Origin of the sequence: Winogradskyella pulchriflava, assembly GCF_042434315.1 — a bacterium.
Taxonomy (GTDB): domain Bacteria; phylum Bacteroidota; class Bacteroidia; order Flavobacteriales; family Flavobacteriaceae; genus Winogradskyella; species Winogradskyella pulchriflava.
The window spans coordinates 776776-793175 of the sequence record NZ_JBHLTQ010000001.1 but is presented as its reverse complement, the minus strand read 5'-3'; the positions used below and the strand labels follow the sequence as shown (position 1 = coordinate 793175).

Genomic DNA, 16400 nt, shown 5'->3' with positions numbered 1-16400 from the left:
TATTATTATTAATTATTTAGAATGGTTTTAATTAGAAACACTAGGTATTAAACCTCTCAATCCCATGTCCACAACTTGCTCTCCTGCTGTAGGTTCGTATTTACCATCGGCATTGACTTCTGTCCACTCAAAACTATTGTTAATGGAAAATGAAAGTGTAACTGTAACATCTTGGTTTTCATTTCCTGTTATAGTGAATTCATTTTCAAACTGTCCTGTTACCACACAAGATCCTTGAGGTACTGGAGACGTATCAAACAATGGGTTTGGTACTGTAGTTGCACCTTCTGGCGCTTGTCCTTGAACTGTAAAACCCAACGCTTCAAAAGCCCAAAAACCTTGTAACACATCATCATTAACGGTTATAGTGCTTCCATTTAAGTCAAAATCTGTAATGTAATTGTTATAACCTACAAAACTTGCTAAACGTCCAGTAACTTCACCTACATTATCAGTTAATACTTGAATATCTCCTTCTTGGTAAGCCAAAGAAACTCTTACCCAATTATAGGAACCTGCCTGTACCTGACTCAGTGGAATGCTTAAAAACACTTCATCGTCTCCAGCAAATATAGCCTGCTGAAAATCTATAGCCATATCACCTCCTGCATTGGTTTCGGCTCCTTCAAAAATAACTTCCCCTTGTCCTAAAAGTGTCGTGGCTGTTGGTGCAAGCTCAATATAATTAGCACTCATGCGTTGAATTGTTGGCGATTGTGCTGCGTTACCATCTGGAATGGTAGCTGGCTGGCCCAAATTATCTAAACGCACCTGATTGGCATCAAAATTTAACTTGATAATTAGGTTGGGTTGTGGATTATCATCTTGGTCTTCGCTACATGCAAAACATGCAACAAAACAAAGTAACAGTAATATTCGATTTGGTTTCATAAGTGTTTATTTTATTTCAAGATTCGTCTTGGAATTATCTATCTGTATAGTATAAACGCCTTTAGGTAGATAATATTTCCCATTTCCTGACTTTGTAATTTCCACACTTGTGTTTTCCTTCATTAAAGCGTTCTTTCCTTTTTCTGTTAAAGTTAAATCGTAATCTTCATAATTAAAGCCTTTATCAACCTTAACTTTCATACTATTGAGTTCTGTTCCTTTTTCTGAAAGGATTTTAATCGTTTTTTCACCTTCAGAATTGCTATAAAACTGGATAGTCTTTTTTGGTTCATAAGCATCAGACCATTGACTCCACGAACTTCCCCAACGCCTTGATGAACGCACAGCACTTAAATCGAAAATTGTAATGGATTGCGATTGTATTTCAGGATTCATTTTTTGCAAACCTTCAACATTTGTTTTGTAAATGCTTCTTCCATGAGTTCCTAATAACAAGTCATTCGCTTCAGGCTGAATAACAATATCATGCACAGCCACATTTGGCAAGCCTTCTGAAAACACTTCCCAAGATTTACCTAAATCAAAAGACACATATGCTCCGTTATCTGTCCCTAAGTAGAGTATGTTTTCATTTTTAGGATCTTCCTTTATAACATTTACTGGCGAAGCTGGTATGTTACCACTAATAGATTTCCATGTGTTGCCATAATCATCACTCATATAGGCATACACTTTAAAATCGTCCCAACGATAACCATTTAAGGTTACAAAAACACGTTCTTTTTTGTGCTGCGAAGCAATCACTCTGCTTACCCATAAATCTTTTGGAAAGGCACTTGAAATGTTTGTCCAACTACCTCCTGCGTTCTTACTGATGTGTACCAACCCATCATCACTACCTGTATAAATTAAACCAAATTGAAATGGACTTTCGCTTATTGAAGTTAGTGTACCATAAGCTACATTTCCTTTTTTACCTCCATTGGTTAGGTCATCACTTATCGCTTCCCAATCGTTACCTTGATTCATGGAACGCATTAATTTATTACCACCTAAATACAATATGTCTTGGTTGTGAGGTGATAATAATATTGGTGTTTGCCAGTTGAAGCGGTACGGATTTTCACCTAAAGTATGCTTCGGTTGAATGTATTTCTGCTCTTCGGTTTTGGTGTTTAATCTAAAATAATTTCCAAACTGATAACCTGTATAAACGATATTAGAATTTCGGTTATCAATCTGAATTTGCATACCATCTCCTCCCATTATAAATCTCCAAGGATATTGCCCTTCTTGATGCCAAGATTTGTCTTCGCGCGCATTGTGTGGCCCAAACCAAACGCCATTATCTTGCAAACCTCCATAGACATTGTATGGTTTTTCGTTATCTACATTAATAGCGTAGAATTGCCCAACGGAAGGTGAATTGTTTTTAATCCAGTTTTCGCCATCATCATAGGTAATATTCACACCACCATCGTTTCCATCTACTAAATGGTTTGGATTTTTAGGATTAATCCAAAGTGCATGATGATCGGCATGAACATTTTCTGCACTTATTGAGGTAAAGGTTTTTCCTCCATCTTTAGATTTTACAATAGGTACTCCGTAAATATAAATATCGTTTTCCTTAACAGGTGATACATGGATACGCCCAAAATAATAGCCATAACTGTAATAAATTCCGTCTAAATAATCTTCGTGTGTTTTCTTCCAGCTCTTGCCTCCATCAGTACTTTTATACACCTCAGCTCCAACAACAGGAGTATCGAACAACATGGAATTGGCATCTTCAAGATATTTTGCCAAATCAATAGGTTTTACGTTACCAGAACGCACCATTTGCTTTACATTTTCTGCTCTGTACTTTTCTTGAAAGTTATTAGTTTTTAAAAATCCGTTTAACTTTTTATCGTCCAATGCCAAAAAGTCTGAAGTGGACATGGTTTTAAAATCCTCTTTTGTTAAGCCTTTATCATCATCTTTCTTTTTGTCTTCCTTTCGTCTAAACTGATTATCGTGAATGGCATACACTACGTTATCGTTAAATACTGCAATTCCGATGCGACCTACTCCTTCACCTGTTGGAAAACCGCTATTTTTTGTCGAAACCTTAGTCCAGGTTTCTCCTGCGTCTGTACTTTTGTATATCGCAGAATTGGTTCCATTTCCACTAAAATTCCAAGCTTTTCGGTCTTTGGTCCATGAGGTCGCAAACATAACATTGAAATTTTTTGGACTATGTTGCAAATCGATAATACCACTTACCTCATCTACAAATAAGGTTTGTTTCCACGTCTTTCCTCCATCAGTAGTTTTGTAAACACCACGCTCTTTATTTGGTGAGTATAAATGTCCTGTAGCACCAACCACAACTACATTTGGATTTTCGGGATGAATCAGAATCGGAGCAAAATGATGCGCATCCATTAAACCAAGGTTTTCCCAGGTTTTTCCATTATCGGTAGATTTTAAAATCCCTATTCCAGCATAGGAGGAACGCGACGCATTGTTTTCGCCTGTACCAACATATATGGTACGTGTTGGCCAATGCACCGCAATATCGCCAACATTTTGGGTTGCCGAACTGTCTAAAATTGGTGTAAAGGTTGTACCATTGTTAGTGGTATGCCAAACTCCACCAGAAGCATAACCCACGTAAAACTCTGATGGCATATCTGGATTGACATCCAAATCGACCACACGACCACTCATAATTGTTGGTCCAATATTTACAAAAGGTACATTTTTTACCAATGACGATTGCGTCATTTTGGCCTTTTGTTGTAGTGCCTGTTTTACAGATTCGGCAGAAGTTGCAGGTTGTTGAGCGAAAGAGAAAAATGAGCAGATTAAAAATATGAGAAATACTAATCTTAACTTATACATAATGGTTGGGTTTTTACGCCATTAAAATAAGCATTTCAGAATTAAACTTCATAAAAGTGTCTTAAAGTTTAACAGATAATATACGTTGACTTTTGCTTGTGTACTTTGTTTGATTATTTTTGAGACATTCAATTTAAATCCTTCTCAGCTTGAGCGCAGTCGAAAGCTATTTGCTGTTGCACCCAAAAGCACTTCGACTGCGCTCAGTGTGACATACAAGTTCTAAATTAGTTTTTTGTTAATCTTAACTTGTTTCAGATTCTGAAATAAATTCAGAATGACAAGGATTTACATTGCAGATTAATACAATAAATATTTTCCAATGAAATACGATTTAATAGACCGCAACCTCTTTATAAAAAACCGAAAAAACTTTATGGCTCAGATGAAGCCAAGCAGTTTAGCTGTGTTTAATTCTAACGATATTTATCCAATTAGCGCAGATAGCACCATGCCTTTTCAGCAACACAGAGATATTTTTTATTTAAGTGGTGTGGATCAGGAAGAAAGTATTTTGGTACTGTTTCCAGATTGTCCAAAGGAAAAACACCGTGAGATTTTATTTTTAAAAGAAACAAACGAGCACATTGCTATTTGGGAAGGTGAAAAACTAACCAAAGAAAAAGCCTTTGAAACTTCTGGTATTAAAACCGTGTACTGGTTGCAAGACCTTGAAAAAGTAATGTTCGAAATTATGACGCAATGCGATACGGTTTACATTAATACCAACGAGCATTACAGAGCCAATGTAGAAACTGAAACGCGCGAAGACCGTTTTACCAAATGGCTAAAAGACAAATATCCTGCACATAGTGTTGCCAAGAGCAATCCTATTTTGCAACGTTTGCGTTCTGTAAAAGACCAGATTGAGATTGATTTAATTCAGCAAGCTTGTAACATTACCGAAAAAGGCTTTAGACGTGTTTTAGAATTCACAAAACCTGGTGTTTGGGAATACAATCTCGAAGCCGAATTTATGCACGAGTTCCTCAATAACCGTTCTAGAGGTTTTGCTTATACTCCGATTATAGGTTCTGGAAATAACGCTAACGTTTTACATTATATAGAGAACAACCAACAGTGTAAAGCTGGCGAATTGATTCTTATCGATGCAGGTGCAGAATACGCTAATTATGCGAGTGATATGACGCGTACCATTCCTGTTTCTGGAAAATACAACGACCGCCAAAAAGCAGTTTACAATGCTGTGCTACGCGTAAAAAACGAAGCCACAAAAATGCTTGTTCCTGGCACGCTTTGGGAGCAATACCATATTGAAGTCGGCAAACTTATGACGTCTGAACTTTTAAGTCTTGGTCTTTTAGACAAAGCCGATGTACAAAACGAAAACCCAGATTGGCCAGCGTACAAAAAATACTTTATGCATGGCACGTCTCACCATATGGGATTAGACACACACGATTATGGTTTACTACACGAACCAATGCAAGCCAATATGGTCTTTACCGTAGAACCTGGTATTTATATTCCTGATGAAGGTTTTGGCATCCGTTTGGAAGATGATGTGGTAATACAAGACAATGGAGAACCTTTTAATTTGATGCGTAATATCCCTATTGAGGTTGAGGAGATTGAGGAATTGATGAATAAATCTTAGTTAGAAGGTAATTTTGCTATCCTATTAATTTCGTTAATTAAGTGGATTTTAATTTCATGAATGTTTTCTTTTTTTAATGGAATTCCAATAATTGTTATTGCATTAGTCACTTCATTTATTCCGTTCTGAAATTTAATAGTTTTTGATTCCAAAGTTTCAGACGGATAACAAAGAAATCCGTTCTTTGAACTTGTTTTATCGAAAGATGAATAGGACATAATTTGATGTAAGTCATGACGATGGTCATCTTTAAGTTGTTCACTAATGCCAAATTTATTGTATAGATTAGACTTGTATTTAGCATCAATAAATACGATTAAATTCCTTTTTTGATAAATAGCGTCCGGTTCAATATGTTTAAGCTCCCATGCGTAAAACTTATTTGTTCTGGCTTGGAATTTGTAATTTGTATAAAGCTGTCCACCAACCTCTTTAGTAACCTGTTTAAAAATATGTTGTACAAATTTTTCGAAAACTTCAGAAAAATCAACTTTCCAAGCTGTACCATCTGTAAGACTGAAATTTAATATTTTATTTGCCTGTTTTTTACAATTAGTAACAATTGGATTATCCGAATACTTGAAAGATATATTAGTGGTTTGTACTGGTTTATGATAATACAATTTCTCTTCAATAAAATTAAGCCTACTCCTAAAGGTAGTCTTTATCCTTAGTGGAGTGTTTGCTGATAGTAGTTCCTTTTTACATATATCAAATACATATCGTATCTCAGAATATTCTGAATGATATTCACTTAAAATGTTTTTTCGAACAGGGAACTTCAATCGATTTTCAACTTTATATTCTAGATTGAAGTATTTTTTCCAATTAACTTGACCTGAGGGTTCTTGTGTAGTTTTTTCAACATTGTCAAATTTTCTCCAATTCAACCTAATCAAACCTTCTAATGCCTTTACATATTTAACAGCCTCAAGATACAATGGTGGACGAAAATTTTTCCCTGAAGCTAGTGGAAGACTATCTATAATCTGAGGATTTATTTCGGAGTCTAAAAGGTCTAGTATTTCAATATAATCTTCGTAACGATTTTGGCCAGAAAATCTTGGCGTAACTACAAAATCACCAATTTGTTTACCAGTATCAGATGCTCTTAAAGGTATAGAGCCAATAAAACTAGAAGTACGAAAAGCGATTGATACATTTTGGTCACTTCCAACTATAAATGGCTGTACTCCAAGAAAATCAAACTGCTTAGCATTATAGGTTATAAACTTTTGGAGATATTGCCCAATAATTCTTTTATCCGCCGACTTAAACCACTTTTTTTGTAAAACAATTCCGCTAAATTTCTTCGAATATTCAGTCAGGCAAGGTATTTCACAGAATACATCCATATTATTAATCATTCAAATAATGATTGGTTTATTCGAGAAGCAAAGTAATTGTTGAACTCTTCTTTTGCGTTTTTCAATAGACCTTCCTGCAAGTATTCTTTTATCAATGGAAATATTTCGTATCTAATTCGATTTTCCATCTCCTTATCACTTTCAGCACTAAAATATCCTTGACCTGGCTGTAAAGAAAGTTCACCACTAGATGAATACCAATTAAAGATTTCTTGAATTTTTGCAAAGTCTTCTTTGTGGAAATTTCTTGAGTTTATAGGTTTTGGTTTGAATGAATACCATGCAAATCTTCTTCTCAAAGCGAAATCTACAACTGCTAAACTTCTATCAGCAGTATTCATTGTAGCAATTACATAAAAATTTTCTGGTAACTTCTTAATTTTAAAATTAGGTGAAATTTCTATTTCAACATCAGATTCCTCCATTTTATATTCAAATAAATAAAAAATTGGACCTAAAACATTTGAAAGATTAGCTCTATTAATTTCATCTATAATTAAAACAACTCTTTCATTGTGATTATCTATCGCATATTTTAAGGCTTGTGTAAATATTCCCTCGGTTTTGTGATAGCTTAATTGTTTATTATCAATATCTGGTCGAATGCCGTATATGAAGTCGGAAAAAGCTGTTTCAGCATGAAATTGGATAAAAAATGTTTTAGCATCAAATTCATCAGCAACCTTTTTTGCCATTCTTGTTTTTCCTGTTCCTGGAGGACCTTGCAAAACTAAAAACTTTCTCTTGTCAAGAAGATTTCTTATTTCTAGCTCATCATCTATACTTTCATCTTTTATAAAAGGTTCCAAAGCATCGGAAATGGCTTTTCTATGACTTTTATTAGTCGGCCATTCTCTTAATTTAGCATAACCTGCAATAAATGCTGAAATTATTTCTTTACCCTTTGTGCTTTCAGGATCATCAACTATTTGACATGCTGGCAGAACTTTTGTGTATGTTTTGATAGTATTTTTTAAATGTTGTAAGTCTGAGTTATTAGTGATGCTTTTTGGTAAGCTAGTTTCAATATCAGAAAAGTCTGATTTACAAAACCCTCTGTCATTTGTGAGTTTTGAAAACAATCTTCTAAGTCCTGGATAAGTGGCAACTTCATAATCATTTTTAAATCCACTAGAGCCAATACCTAAACAAACTAACCAAGGTTTATCATTTTCACTTGGAAAAATCGTAAATGAAAAATCGTGGAAGGGCCCTGAAGCTTCTTCTTCAGAATGGATGAATCCAAAGAAAGCTCCATTATCCTTCAGAGTATCTGGTTTAGTATTATTCCTCTCTATATATGGCTTATTGTGCTCATTATCAGGTTTAGCTCCGAACTCAATAGCTTTTTCTCTTATGAATTGTCTAACATTTTCTATTTTCATAGTTCATTTTTTAATTGATAATCATTGAAATCAAGATTTGGGTTTTGAGAATTAAAATCAAGTAATTCAGAAATATCCATTTCAAAAGCTTTGGCAAATACTAAAATATTAGTAAGTGAAATGTTGCGCTCACCACGCTCAATCATTCCAATATATGTCCTATGAAAACCTGTTAAAAAAGATAACTTCTCTTGGCTTAGTCCTGCCTGAGTTCTTAAATACCGAACTCGATTACCAAATTCTTTAAGTATGAATTGATTTATCATTAACCAAAACTATACTTATTGTATGCGGTATTCAACATACAATAAGTATCATTTCTTTATATTTGAATAAATGGAATCAAATGAAAAAATTCGCTAGAAAAAGTTCCACTGATGGTAAAGGAATAAATCGTGGATATATATTTAACGATGGCGACTACTACTGTCACACGACAGAAGAGGCCAAAGCTTATATTGAAAATTTAGGATTAAAATGGCAGGAAGAAATAAACAAGTTTAATACAAAATATGAATGGTTTTACTACACAGAATGGGAAGAAATTGACCCAGAAGAATTTTATGATATGGAGGGTAATGTCTATACAACATGCCAAAATTGTTATCAACCTTTAAACATCGAAGCCAAATTTTGCACAAATTGCATACAAACTTAATGCCTAAACTCCCACAACAACACTCTCCTCAAAAACATAACGCTGTAACTTCTGCAAAGTTTCCAACTTATCGCTTGTATTTACCAACAGTGAAATATTGTTGTTACTACCACCATAAGCAATCATACGTACATTAACATCTTGTAATACTTGGAAGAGTTCTGGCGTGTCTGGATGGTAAATGATTTGGTTACCAACAAGACAAACAATACTCATATAATCGTCGATTTCTACTGTGGCGAATTTTTCAAGTTCTTCTGTGATGGCTTCTAAATGGGTAACGTCGTCTATGGTTAAGGACACAGCGATTTCAGACGTGGTAATCATATCTATAGAGGTTTCGTATTTTTCAAAAACCTCAAAGACTTTCTTTAAAAAGCCGTGTGCTAATAGCATACGTACCGACTTTATTTTAATAGCTGTAATACCATCTTTTGCGGCAATGGCTTTAATACCTTCACCATGAATTTGGTTGGTAATTAACGTGCCATGCGCTTCTGGTGCCATGGTATTTTTTAAGCGTAACGGAATATCTAAACTACGCACTGGCATTACCGTTTGTGGATGTAAAATTTTAGCACCAAAATAGGCTAACTCCGCAGCTTCATCGTAAGACAAATGCGATAAGGCTGTAGTATCTTGAACAAAACGTGGATCGTTGTTGTGGAATCCGTCAATGTCTGTCCAGATTTGTACCTCATCGGCTTCAATAGCTGCACCAATAATGGTTGCTGTGTAATCACTGCCACCACGTTGTAGGTTGGTGATTTGGCCTTCAGCATCAAGACAAATAAAACCTTGTGTGATATAAATATCGGCTTCTTCAGAAGTATCAATTAATCGATTTAGATTTTGCTTGATGTAGAAATTATCAGGTTCGTTATTGCTATCAATTCGCATAAAATCTAAGGCAGGCAAAAGCCTTGCATTAAAACCTTCTTGCTGTAATAATCTGCTAAACATAAACGTAGATAACAACTCACCATTGGCCACAATTGTATTATGCAACAATGTGGAATGTGGTTGGTTAACACATGCTAATAAAGCATCAAAAATTGAAGCAACGTACGTGCTGACGTCTTCGCGTAAGGTTTCTTGTTGAATTAACTCTGTAACTGTAGCCTTATATGTTTGATGCAACTGGTTAATGTTGGTTTTGGCCTTAGTAAGTTCGTTTGTTTTTATTAATTCCGAAATCTCTACCAAAGTATTAGTTGTTCCAGACATTGCAGAAAGTACCACAATTTTTTTTCCGGTAGAACTTATGATGTCTTTTACATGGTTCATGTTAACTACAGAACCAACAGATGTGCCACCAAACTTATATACTAACATAATGTGTCTATTTTAGGCTACAAATGTATATGTGACGCTAAATATTTCCTTAGAAATGTAAAAATTAGTATAACTTTTTACAAAATGTTAATTATATAACAATTTAATGTGTTTTTAAATTGGAGATCATTACTCTTTATAAACAAACAACCGCTCCACACTTTCTTTGGTCGATAGGTTTTCAGCATGCCAAGAAAAGGTAGTTTTAGATCCTTTTTCCCAAATGCATTTAAAATCGTCTGGTGCATCATATTCACTTATAAAAACTTGATGACCAGCTTTACTTTGTTGTCTGCACCAATCCCAAAATTGGTCGTGATTAAAAGCATCGCGATATTTAGTTGTAGAAGCATAAGGAGGATCGCAATACACAATACTATTTTTTGGAATGTCTAATTCTAAATACGATTTGCAAGATAAAATAACACCATCTAAATTTGGTACTTGTTTGGTGATGTTACGATAGTGTTCTCCCCAATAATCGCGCTTGCCTTCTTTATCACGTCGGTAACCAGCAAACCATTTGCCTCCAAAAGAATTAAACCCAACATAACCTACTAAGTGTTTTGGGTACTCTTCTTGGTTGTATTTTATATGCTTGTATTCTTCTTCGGTTACCAATTGTGGTGGATCCCAATTTTCATTAATTAAGGCTTGCCACATGGCCATAAGTTCTTGGTGTTGGTCGTTGGCAATACGAATGCCACCAACTTTGTCTATCATATTCATACCACCTGCAAACGGCTCGAGATACGTTTGGTTAGGCTGTCTGTCTTTCAGAATTATAGGCAATAAATCTTTAGCAAAGCGTGCCTTGCTTCCCATGTACTTCATCCTATTTTACAATTTTAGGTTGAAAAATAGAAGTGATTACAAAAGCCACTAATGCTGGTAATACCCATCCTAAACTGTATTGTGCCAAAGGAATAACATCAACTACAGACTTTAGGCTTTCTTTTGGCATAAAATAACCGAGGACATCTGGAATACTAAATATAAAAGCAGTAACGACCACAGCCCTAAATACCATTGGTGATGCCCATTTATCTGGTAAAACATTCAATAAAATTAAGGAAATGGAAATAGGATAAAGAAAGAGTAAAGCTGGTATGGCAATGTCAATGATAAAACCAACATCGTAGCTGCCCATAATAACTCCGACAATACAACAGATAATGGCAACATAGGTATAAACCTTTTCACTTTGTGCGTACAAAGATTTAAAGAAATCCCCTAAGGATACAACGATAGCTACAGCTGTTGTAAAGCACGCTAAAGCAACCAATACACTAACAAAAGTACCACCAATATTTCCTAACATCGTTTGTGATAAACCTAATAAAAGATCTGTTCTGGTGATATCAGCCGAAAAGGTGTTACTATAAAATGCACCTAAAGCAATTAGTCCGGCATAAATAATAAACAGACCAAACATGGCAATAAAACCAGATTTGGCAATTATTTTTTTCTTTTCTGCATGTGTAATTAATTTGTCCTTATTCAGTGAAATTATAATGACTCCTCCCATAACAATACCAGCTATTGCATCATACGTTTGATAGCCTTCTAATAAGCCATCTACAATTGGTGTATTATAAGTACTTATGCGCATAAGATCTGGAGGTGACACTAATCCTAAAACGACTATGGTAAGGACCATGATGACGATAACAGGAGTTAAATATTTACCTAAAAGATTTAAAGCTTTAGACCTATTTAATGCAAATACGAGCACCAAACCAAAGTAAATACAACTGGTTAGTAATGGTGGTGTGCCAAATAGTGGTGCAATTGCCATCTCATGGGTTACTGCTGCTGTACGTGGTGCTGGCAGAACAATAATAATAAGAAACATGACGAGGCAATAGATAAGACTAAATTTATGGGATACTTTTTTTCCAAAGTCCAGCATGGTTCCTTGTAATTTAGCATGCCCAAAAAGGGATAGCATTGGTATTACCGTAGTGGTCACTAAAAAACCAATAGCAACTAACCACCAATCTGAGCCAGAATTAAATCCTAAATAAGGCGGTAAAATTAAGTTACCAGCTCCAAAAAAGCCTGCAAATAAAGCAAACCCAAAAAGAAAGATTTTTTTAGTATCGCTCATTAGTTGGTCTTTATAAGTTCTAAATCGTGGAAATCGAAACTGAAATCAGTAATTGGCGCAATGTATTTCATGGTTGCAGCAACCGCTTCCTCTTTTTCATTAAAGGTAAATTGCATAAACACATCAGCATCGTAACTTCTGTCATTCCATTTTACAACAAAAGTGGTTGCGTTGTATGGTAGCAGTTCTCCAAACAATCTTGGTGAGCGTTTACATCTAATACTGTAAGTTTTACCATCGTGCGAAATGATAATATCTCCAAACCAATCATCAGTGTAGGTTCCTACAATTTGGTTTGGATCTGGAATGGTAACGTTTGTTTTTGCTTTTTTAACCTTACTATAAACCTCAGCTTTTAAACTGTCGTTATATTTTAAGTAATCTGCATTACGTTTACCATAATTTTCTAACCAATTTCTATCCTCGTAACCTAAATAGGAATCTTTAATGGTATTGGTAATAGTATTGAATGCCATACCATTCATCTGGTTCGTCAGCACAACGATTGCTAAATCTAAATCTGGAATCATTGTAAACTGAGTAACCGTTCCTATTAATCCACCTGTATGATACACTTGTTTGTGACCGCCTTTTACATCAGTAACAAACCATCCTAAACCATAACCTCTAAAATTAGAATCATAAGTATCGGTTGCACTTACTTTAAGCGGAGTTTGCAATTGCCAAAGCTCATGAAATTGTGCTTCACTCAACAAACGTTCACCACTTTCGGTCACTGCATCATTCATTAAAAATTTTGCCCATGTCAGCATATCTGGCACATTGCTTACAATGCCTCCAGCTGCATTAGCAGTTTCACTCCAATCGTGTGGAATCTGAATCACCTTACCTTCTGCTCTGGTATGTGCATCGATAATATTAGATTTATCTGTAACTCTGTTATAGGATGCTTTAGAACTTGCCATCCCAACAGGTTTCATAATCTTGGTTTCAATAAAGTCTTCCCAAGACAAACCACTTACACGCTTTAAAACTTCACCAGCAATAATGAACATATTATTATTGTACGCGAATTTGCTTCTAAAAGAGGTTTCTGGTTCTAGATACTTTACGTTATTAATGACATCGTTAACGTTAAAATCATTGCCTTCAGGAAAAAACATTAAATCACCTGCTCCTAATCCCATGCCACTTCTGTGCGTTACCAAATCTCTAACCGTAAAGTTTTCGGTCACCCAAGGATCGTGTAACTGAAATTCTGGAATGTGTTTGCGCACAGGATCATCCCAATTTAGCTTTCCTTCATCAATCATCATAGCTAAAGCAAAACAGGTAAATCCTTTACTGTTAGATGCCACACCAACTAAGGTATTAGCATTCATATCTTTTTTATTGGTCAACGAACGTACTCCATGACCCTTGGCATAAACCACTTCGCCATCTTTAAAAATTCCTACTGAAATGCCAGGCACATCAAAAGTAGTTAGGGTTTCTTGGATTAATTTATCGAGTTGTTTTTCTTGAATTTGGGCACTTACAGAAATCGTAACAAGGAAAAATACAAGTGATAACAATCTTTTAAAAAACATGCAGAATTGATTTTAAATTGAATGAAGTCAAATATACTAAAATGTTAGTGATGATTCGTGGTATAAAACTCCCTTAAAATATATCTTTGTAACTATGACATTAGATTACAAAAACAGTACTATTGAATATACAGTAAACGGAAGTGGCTCTGCAATTGTTTTACTCCATGGGTTTCTTGAAAGCAAAGAAATGTGGAGACATGTAATACCTCAATTCGCAGATAATCATTGTGTTATTGCTATAGATTTATTAGGTCATGGAAAGACAGGTTGCATAGGTTATATTCATACTATGGAAGCTATGGCAGAAGCTGTTTTTGCAGTTTTAAAGCACCTCAACATTAAAAAAGCAAAGCTTATTGGCCATTCTATGGGAGGTTATGTGGCTTTAGCTTTAGCTGAAAAGCAACCGCATTTTTTTGATGGCTTGTGTTTAATGAATTCAACTTTTGAGGCTGATGATAAAGAACGAAAGCTTTTAAGAACACGTGCCAATAAAATGGTTCAGACCAATTTTGAGAATTTGGTTAGAATGTCTTTTGCAAACCTATTTGCTCCTGAGAGCAAGGAAAAATTTAAAGCTGAATTTGATGAAGCATTGGATTTAGCCCTTCAAACTCCACCACAAGGCTACATTGCTGCCCAAGAAGGCATGAAATTGAGACCAAATAGATTTGAGGTTTTTAAAAATCTAAAAGGTAAAAAGCTTATTATAATTGGAAAAAAAGACTCCGTCATTAATGCTGAAAAACTCATTGGTAAAATTAAAGACACAACAATAGAATATGTTGAATTTTCCGAAGGCCATATGAGTCATATTGAAAATAAATCAGAATTATCTTACTTTTTAAAACAGTTTATCGAAAAATAATTCCCTTAAACGTTTTATGTGGCTTTTTTTTCTAAGTTTATAGTCCCAATTAAACGATATGAAAAAAAATACTTCTCTAACGCCTACTAAATTGTATTGTGATTTCTTTGGTCACAATTACAAAATGACTAAAAAAGTAACGAATCATGTAAAGGAATATACATGTAAATGTTGCAAAAAACAATTGACTACAAATAGTAATGGTAAACTCACTGAGTTAACTCCAAAATATCAAGAAATAAACTTAGCCTTAGAGCGTATTTATAATAATCGCATGATGCGTTTGAAGCAAAAAACAATCAGTTCGTCGATTTATTGATTGTTAATAAGCTGTTAATAAGTAGTTTTTCCTATATTTAGTTCTCCCAACTGAATAATCTCTAAACAAGACTACTAAGCTAAATGAAAAATGTTTACTGCTCGCTATTTGGACATGATTACAAAATTTCAAAAGTTGTAACATATCATGTTAAAGAGTACAAATGCAAACACTGCAAATCTGAAATGACCATTGACGGTAATGGAAAATTTATTCCATTGACTCCAAAATTTAAAGAAATTAATTCTGTATTAAACAGAATTCACAATAAACGCTTAGAAAAAAGTCAAAAACTCTTAATGACTAATCTTTAAGAGCGTTCCAGCCTTTAGCAATTATCGGAATTTTTTCTTCTGCACGCGTTACTAAATGCATGCCTCTTTCTGCTTCTGTAATGTAACCTATTACAGTTAAGTTAGGATTACCTTTAATTTTCTCATAATCATTTTGCGAAATTGTCATGAGCAATTCATAATCTTCACCTCCATTTAAAGCAATTGTTGTACTATCTATATTGAATTCCTCACAAGTTGTAATTACTTGAGGATCTAACGGAATTTTGTTTTCATAAATATCAACACCAACCTTGCTTTGTTTACAAAGATGAATGACTTCAGAAGATAAACCATCACTTATATCAATCATACTAGTTGGTTTTACTTGTAATTTTTCCAATAACTCTATAATATCCTTACGCGCTTCTGGCTTTAACTGACGCTCTATAATGTATGAGTACATCGTTAAATCTGGTTGCGAATTTGGGTTGACTTTAAAGACTTCCTTTTCGCGCTCTAAAACTTGTAAGCCCATATATGCGCCACCTAAATCTCCTGAAACTACCACTAAGTCATTGGGTTGTGCTCCGGACCTTAAAACAGCATCCTCTTTTTTAACTTCACCAATAGCTGTTACAGAAATAATCAAGCCAGAGTTTGAAGATGTAGTATCTCCACCCACTACATCTATATTATAATGTTTTGCAGCTGTTGTAATACCAGCATATAATTCTTCTAATGCCTCTAAAGGAAATCGATTAGAAACCGCAAGGGAAACCGTAACTTGTGTTGCTTTAGCGTTCATGGCATACACATCAGATAGGTTTACCATTATGGACTTATAGCCTAAATGCTTCAAAGGCATGTAGCTTAAATCAAAATGTACACCTTCTACCAATAAATCGGTAGTAACAACGATTTGTTTTTTATCAAAATTCAAAACTGCAGCATCATCTCCTATCCCTTTTACGGTAGATTTCTGAGTAATCTCAAAATGCTCAGTTAAATGTTCAATGAGTTTAAACTCTCCTAATTCACTTAGCGGAGTACGCTTTGGGTTTTTATCTTCTATCATAATGCAAAAATATTACCCTTTTTCAAAATAGTGTAGTATTAACAGCATTATTTAAGCAGCATTTTATTACATAAATTATTTTTACTGTAAATTGCT

15 protein-coding genes are annotated in these 16400 nt (G+C 34.6%); 5 read left to right on the top strand and 10 right to left on the bottom strand.

Translation table 11 applies throughout. From position 1 onward, the window contains the following. Positions 1 to 27 precede the first annotated feature (27 nt). Entirely contained in the window at positions 28 to 891 is an 864-nt protein-coding gene (locus ACFFGA_RS03485) for a hypothetical protein (RefSeq protein ID WP_386059707.1), read from the bottom strand. Between the two features lie 6 nt (positions 892 to 897). Beyond that, the gene (locus tag ACFFGA_RS03480) at positions 898 to 3741 is read right to left on the bottom strand and encodes a VPS10 domain-containing protein (RefSeq protein ID WP_386059704.1); all 2844 of its coding nucleotides are present in this window, start codon (positions 3739 to 3741) and stop codon (positions 898 to 900) included. 322 nt (positions 3742 to 4063) lie between these two features. Here ACFFGA_RS03480 and ACFFGA_RS03475 point away from each other — a divergent pair, with 322 nt between their 5' ends. Further along, positions 4064 to 5359, top strand: a complete 1296-nt coding sequence (locus tag ACFFGA_RS03475; RefSeq protein ID WP_386059702.1) for an aminopeptidase P family protein — start codon at positions 4064 to 4066, stop codon at positions 5357 to 5359. On the opposite strand, the gene ACFFGA_RS03470 is transcribed toward ACFFGA_RS03475, so the two are convergent. From ACFFGA_RS03470 to ACFFGA_RS03460, 3 genes are read right to left on the bottom strand one after another with little or no spacing between them, the layout of a single operon-like run. Further along, a complete protein-coding gene (locus tag ACFFGA_RS03470; protein WP_386059699.1) occupies positions 5356 to 6714 on the bottom strand; it encodes a hypothetical protein in 1359 nt (452 codons plus the stop codon). The two genes, ACFFGA_RS03475 and ACFFGA_RS03470, sit on opposite strands and share 4 nt — an antisense overlap. An 8-nt stretch (positions 6715 to 6722) precedes the next feature. Next, positions 6723 to 8111: an McrB family protein gene (locus ACFFGA_RS03465; RefSeq protein ID WP_386059696.1), complete on the bottom strand. Its 1389-nt coding sequence runs from the start codon at positions 8109 to 8111 to the stop codon at positions 6723 to 6725. Further along, entirely contained in the window at positions 8108 to 8377 is a 270-nt protein-coding gene (locus ACFFGA_RS03460) for a helix-turn-helix domain-containing protein (protein ID WP_386059694.1), read from the bottom strand. The genes ACFFGA_RS03465 and ACFFGA_RS03460 overlap by 4 nt, the downstream gene beginning before the upstream one ends. 80 nt (positions 8378 to 8457) lie before the next feature. Between ACFFGA_RS03460 and ACFFGA_RS03455 the strand changes: the two genes are divergently transcribed. Then, a complete protein-coding gene (locus tag ACFFGA_RS03455) occupies positions 8458 to 8769 on the top strand; it encodes a hypothetical protein (RefSeq protein WP_386059691.1) in 312 nt (103 codons plus the stop codon). A 3-nt stretch (positions 8770 to 8772) separates the two neighbouring features. On the opposite strand, the gene ACFFGA_RS03450 is transcribed toward ACFFGA_RS03455, so the two are convergent. From ACFFGA_RS03450 to ACFFGA_RS03435, 4 genes are all read right to left on the bottom strand, one after another. Next, entirely contained in the window at positions 8773 to 10104 is a 1332-nt protein-coding gene (locus ACFFGA_RS03450; RefSeq protein WP_386059681.1) for an aspartate kinase, read from the bottom strand. A 129-nt stretch (positions 10105 to 10233) separates the two neighbouring features. Next, positions 10234 to 10929, bottom strand: coding sequence for a DNA adenine methylase (locus tag ACFFGA_RS03445; protein WP_386059678.1), 696 nt, complete (start codon positions 10927 to 10929; stop codon positions 10234 to 10236). A gap of 10 nt (positions 10930 to 10939) precedes the next feature. Further along, positions 10940 to 12214, bottom strand: a complete 1275-nt coding sequence (gene brnQ, locus ACFFGA_RS03440) for a branched-chain amino acid transport system II carrier protein (RefSeq protein ID WP_386059675.1) — start codon at positions 12212 to 12214, stop codon at positions 10940 to 10942. Beyond that, positions 12214 to 13764 carry a serine hydrolase gene (locus ACFFGA_RS03435; protein ID WP_386059672.1) on the bottom strand — a complete coding sequence of 517 codons (1551 nt, stop codon included), beginning with the start codon at positions 13762 to 13764 and terminating at the stop codon, positions 12214 to 12216. The genes brnQ and ACFFGA_RS03435 overlap by 1 nt, the downstream gene beginning before the upstream one ends. 94 nt (positions 13765 to 13858) lie before the next feature. Here ACFFGA_RS03435 and ACFFGA_RS03430 point away from each other — a divergent pair, with 94 nt between their 5' ends. The 3 genes from ACFFGA_RS03430 (at position 13859) to ACFFGA_RS03425 (ending at position 15268) form a co-directional block, all read left to right on the top strand. Further along, positions 13859 to 14635, top strand: coding sequence for an alpha/beta fold hydrolase (locus tag ACFFGA_RS03430; protein WP_386059669.1), 777 nt, complete (start codon positions 13859 to 13861; stop codon positions 14633 to 14635). A gap of 58 nt (positions 14636 to 14693) precedes the next feature. Next, complete coding sequence (locus ACFFGA_RS16125; protein WP_512701459.1) at positions 14694 to 14954, top strand: DUF1660 family phage protein; 261 nt, start codon at positions 14694 to 14696, stop codon at positions 14952 to 14954. An 83-nt stretch (positions 14955 to 15037) separates the two neighbouring features. Further along, a complete protein-coding gene (locus ACFFGA_RS03425; RefSeq protein ID WP_386059666.1) occupies positions 15038 to 15268 on the top strand; it encodes a DUF1660 family phage protein in 231 nt (76 codons plus the stop codon). Here the strand turns inward: ACFFGA_RS03425 and thiL are convergent. Continuing rightward, positions 15258 to 16304: a thiamine-phosphate kinase gene (gene thiL / locus ACFFGA_RS03420; protein ID WP_386059663.1), complete on the bottom strand. Its 1047-nt coding sequence runs from the start codon at positions 16302 to 16304 to the stop codon at positions 15258 to 15260. The genes ACFFGA_RS03425 and thiL overlap by 11 nt on opposite strands. Positions 16305 to 16400 lie beyond the last annotated feature (96 nt).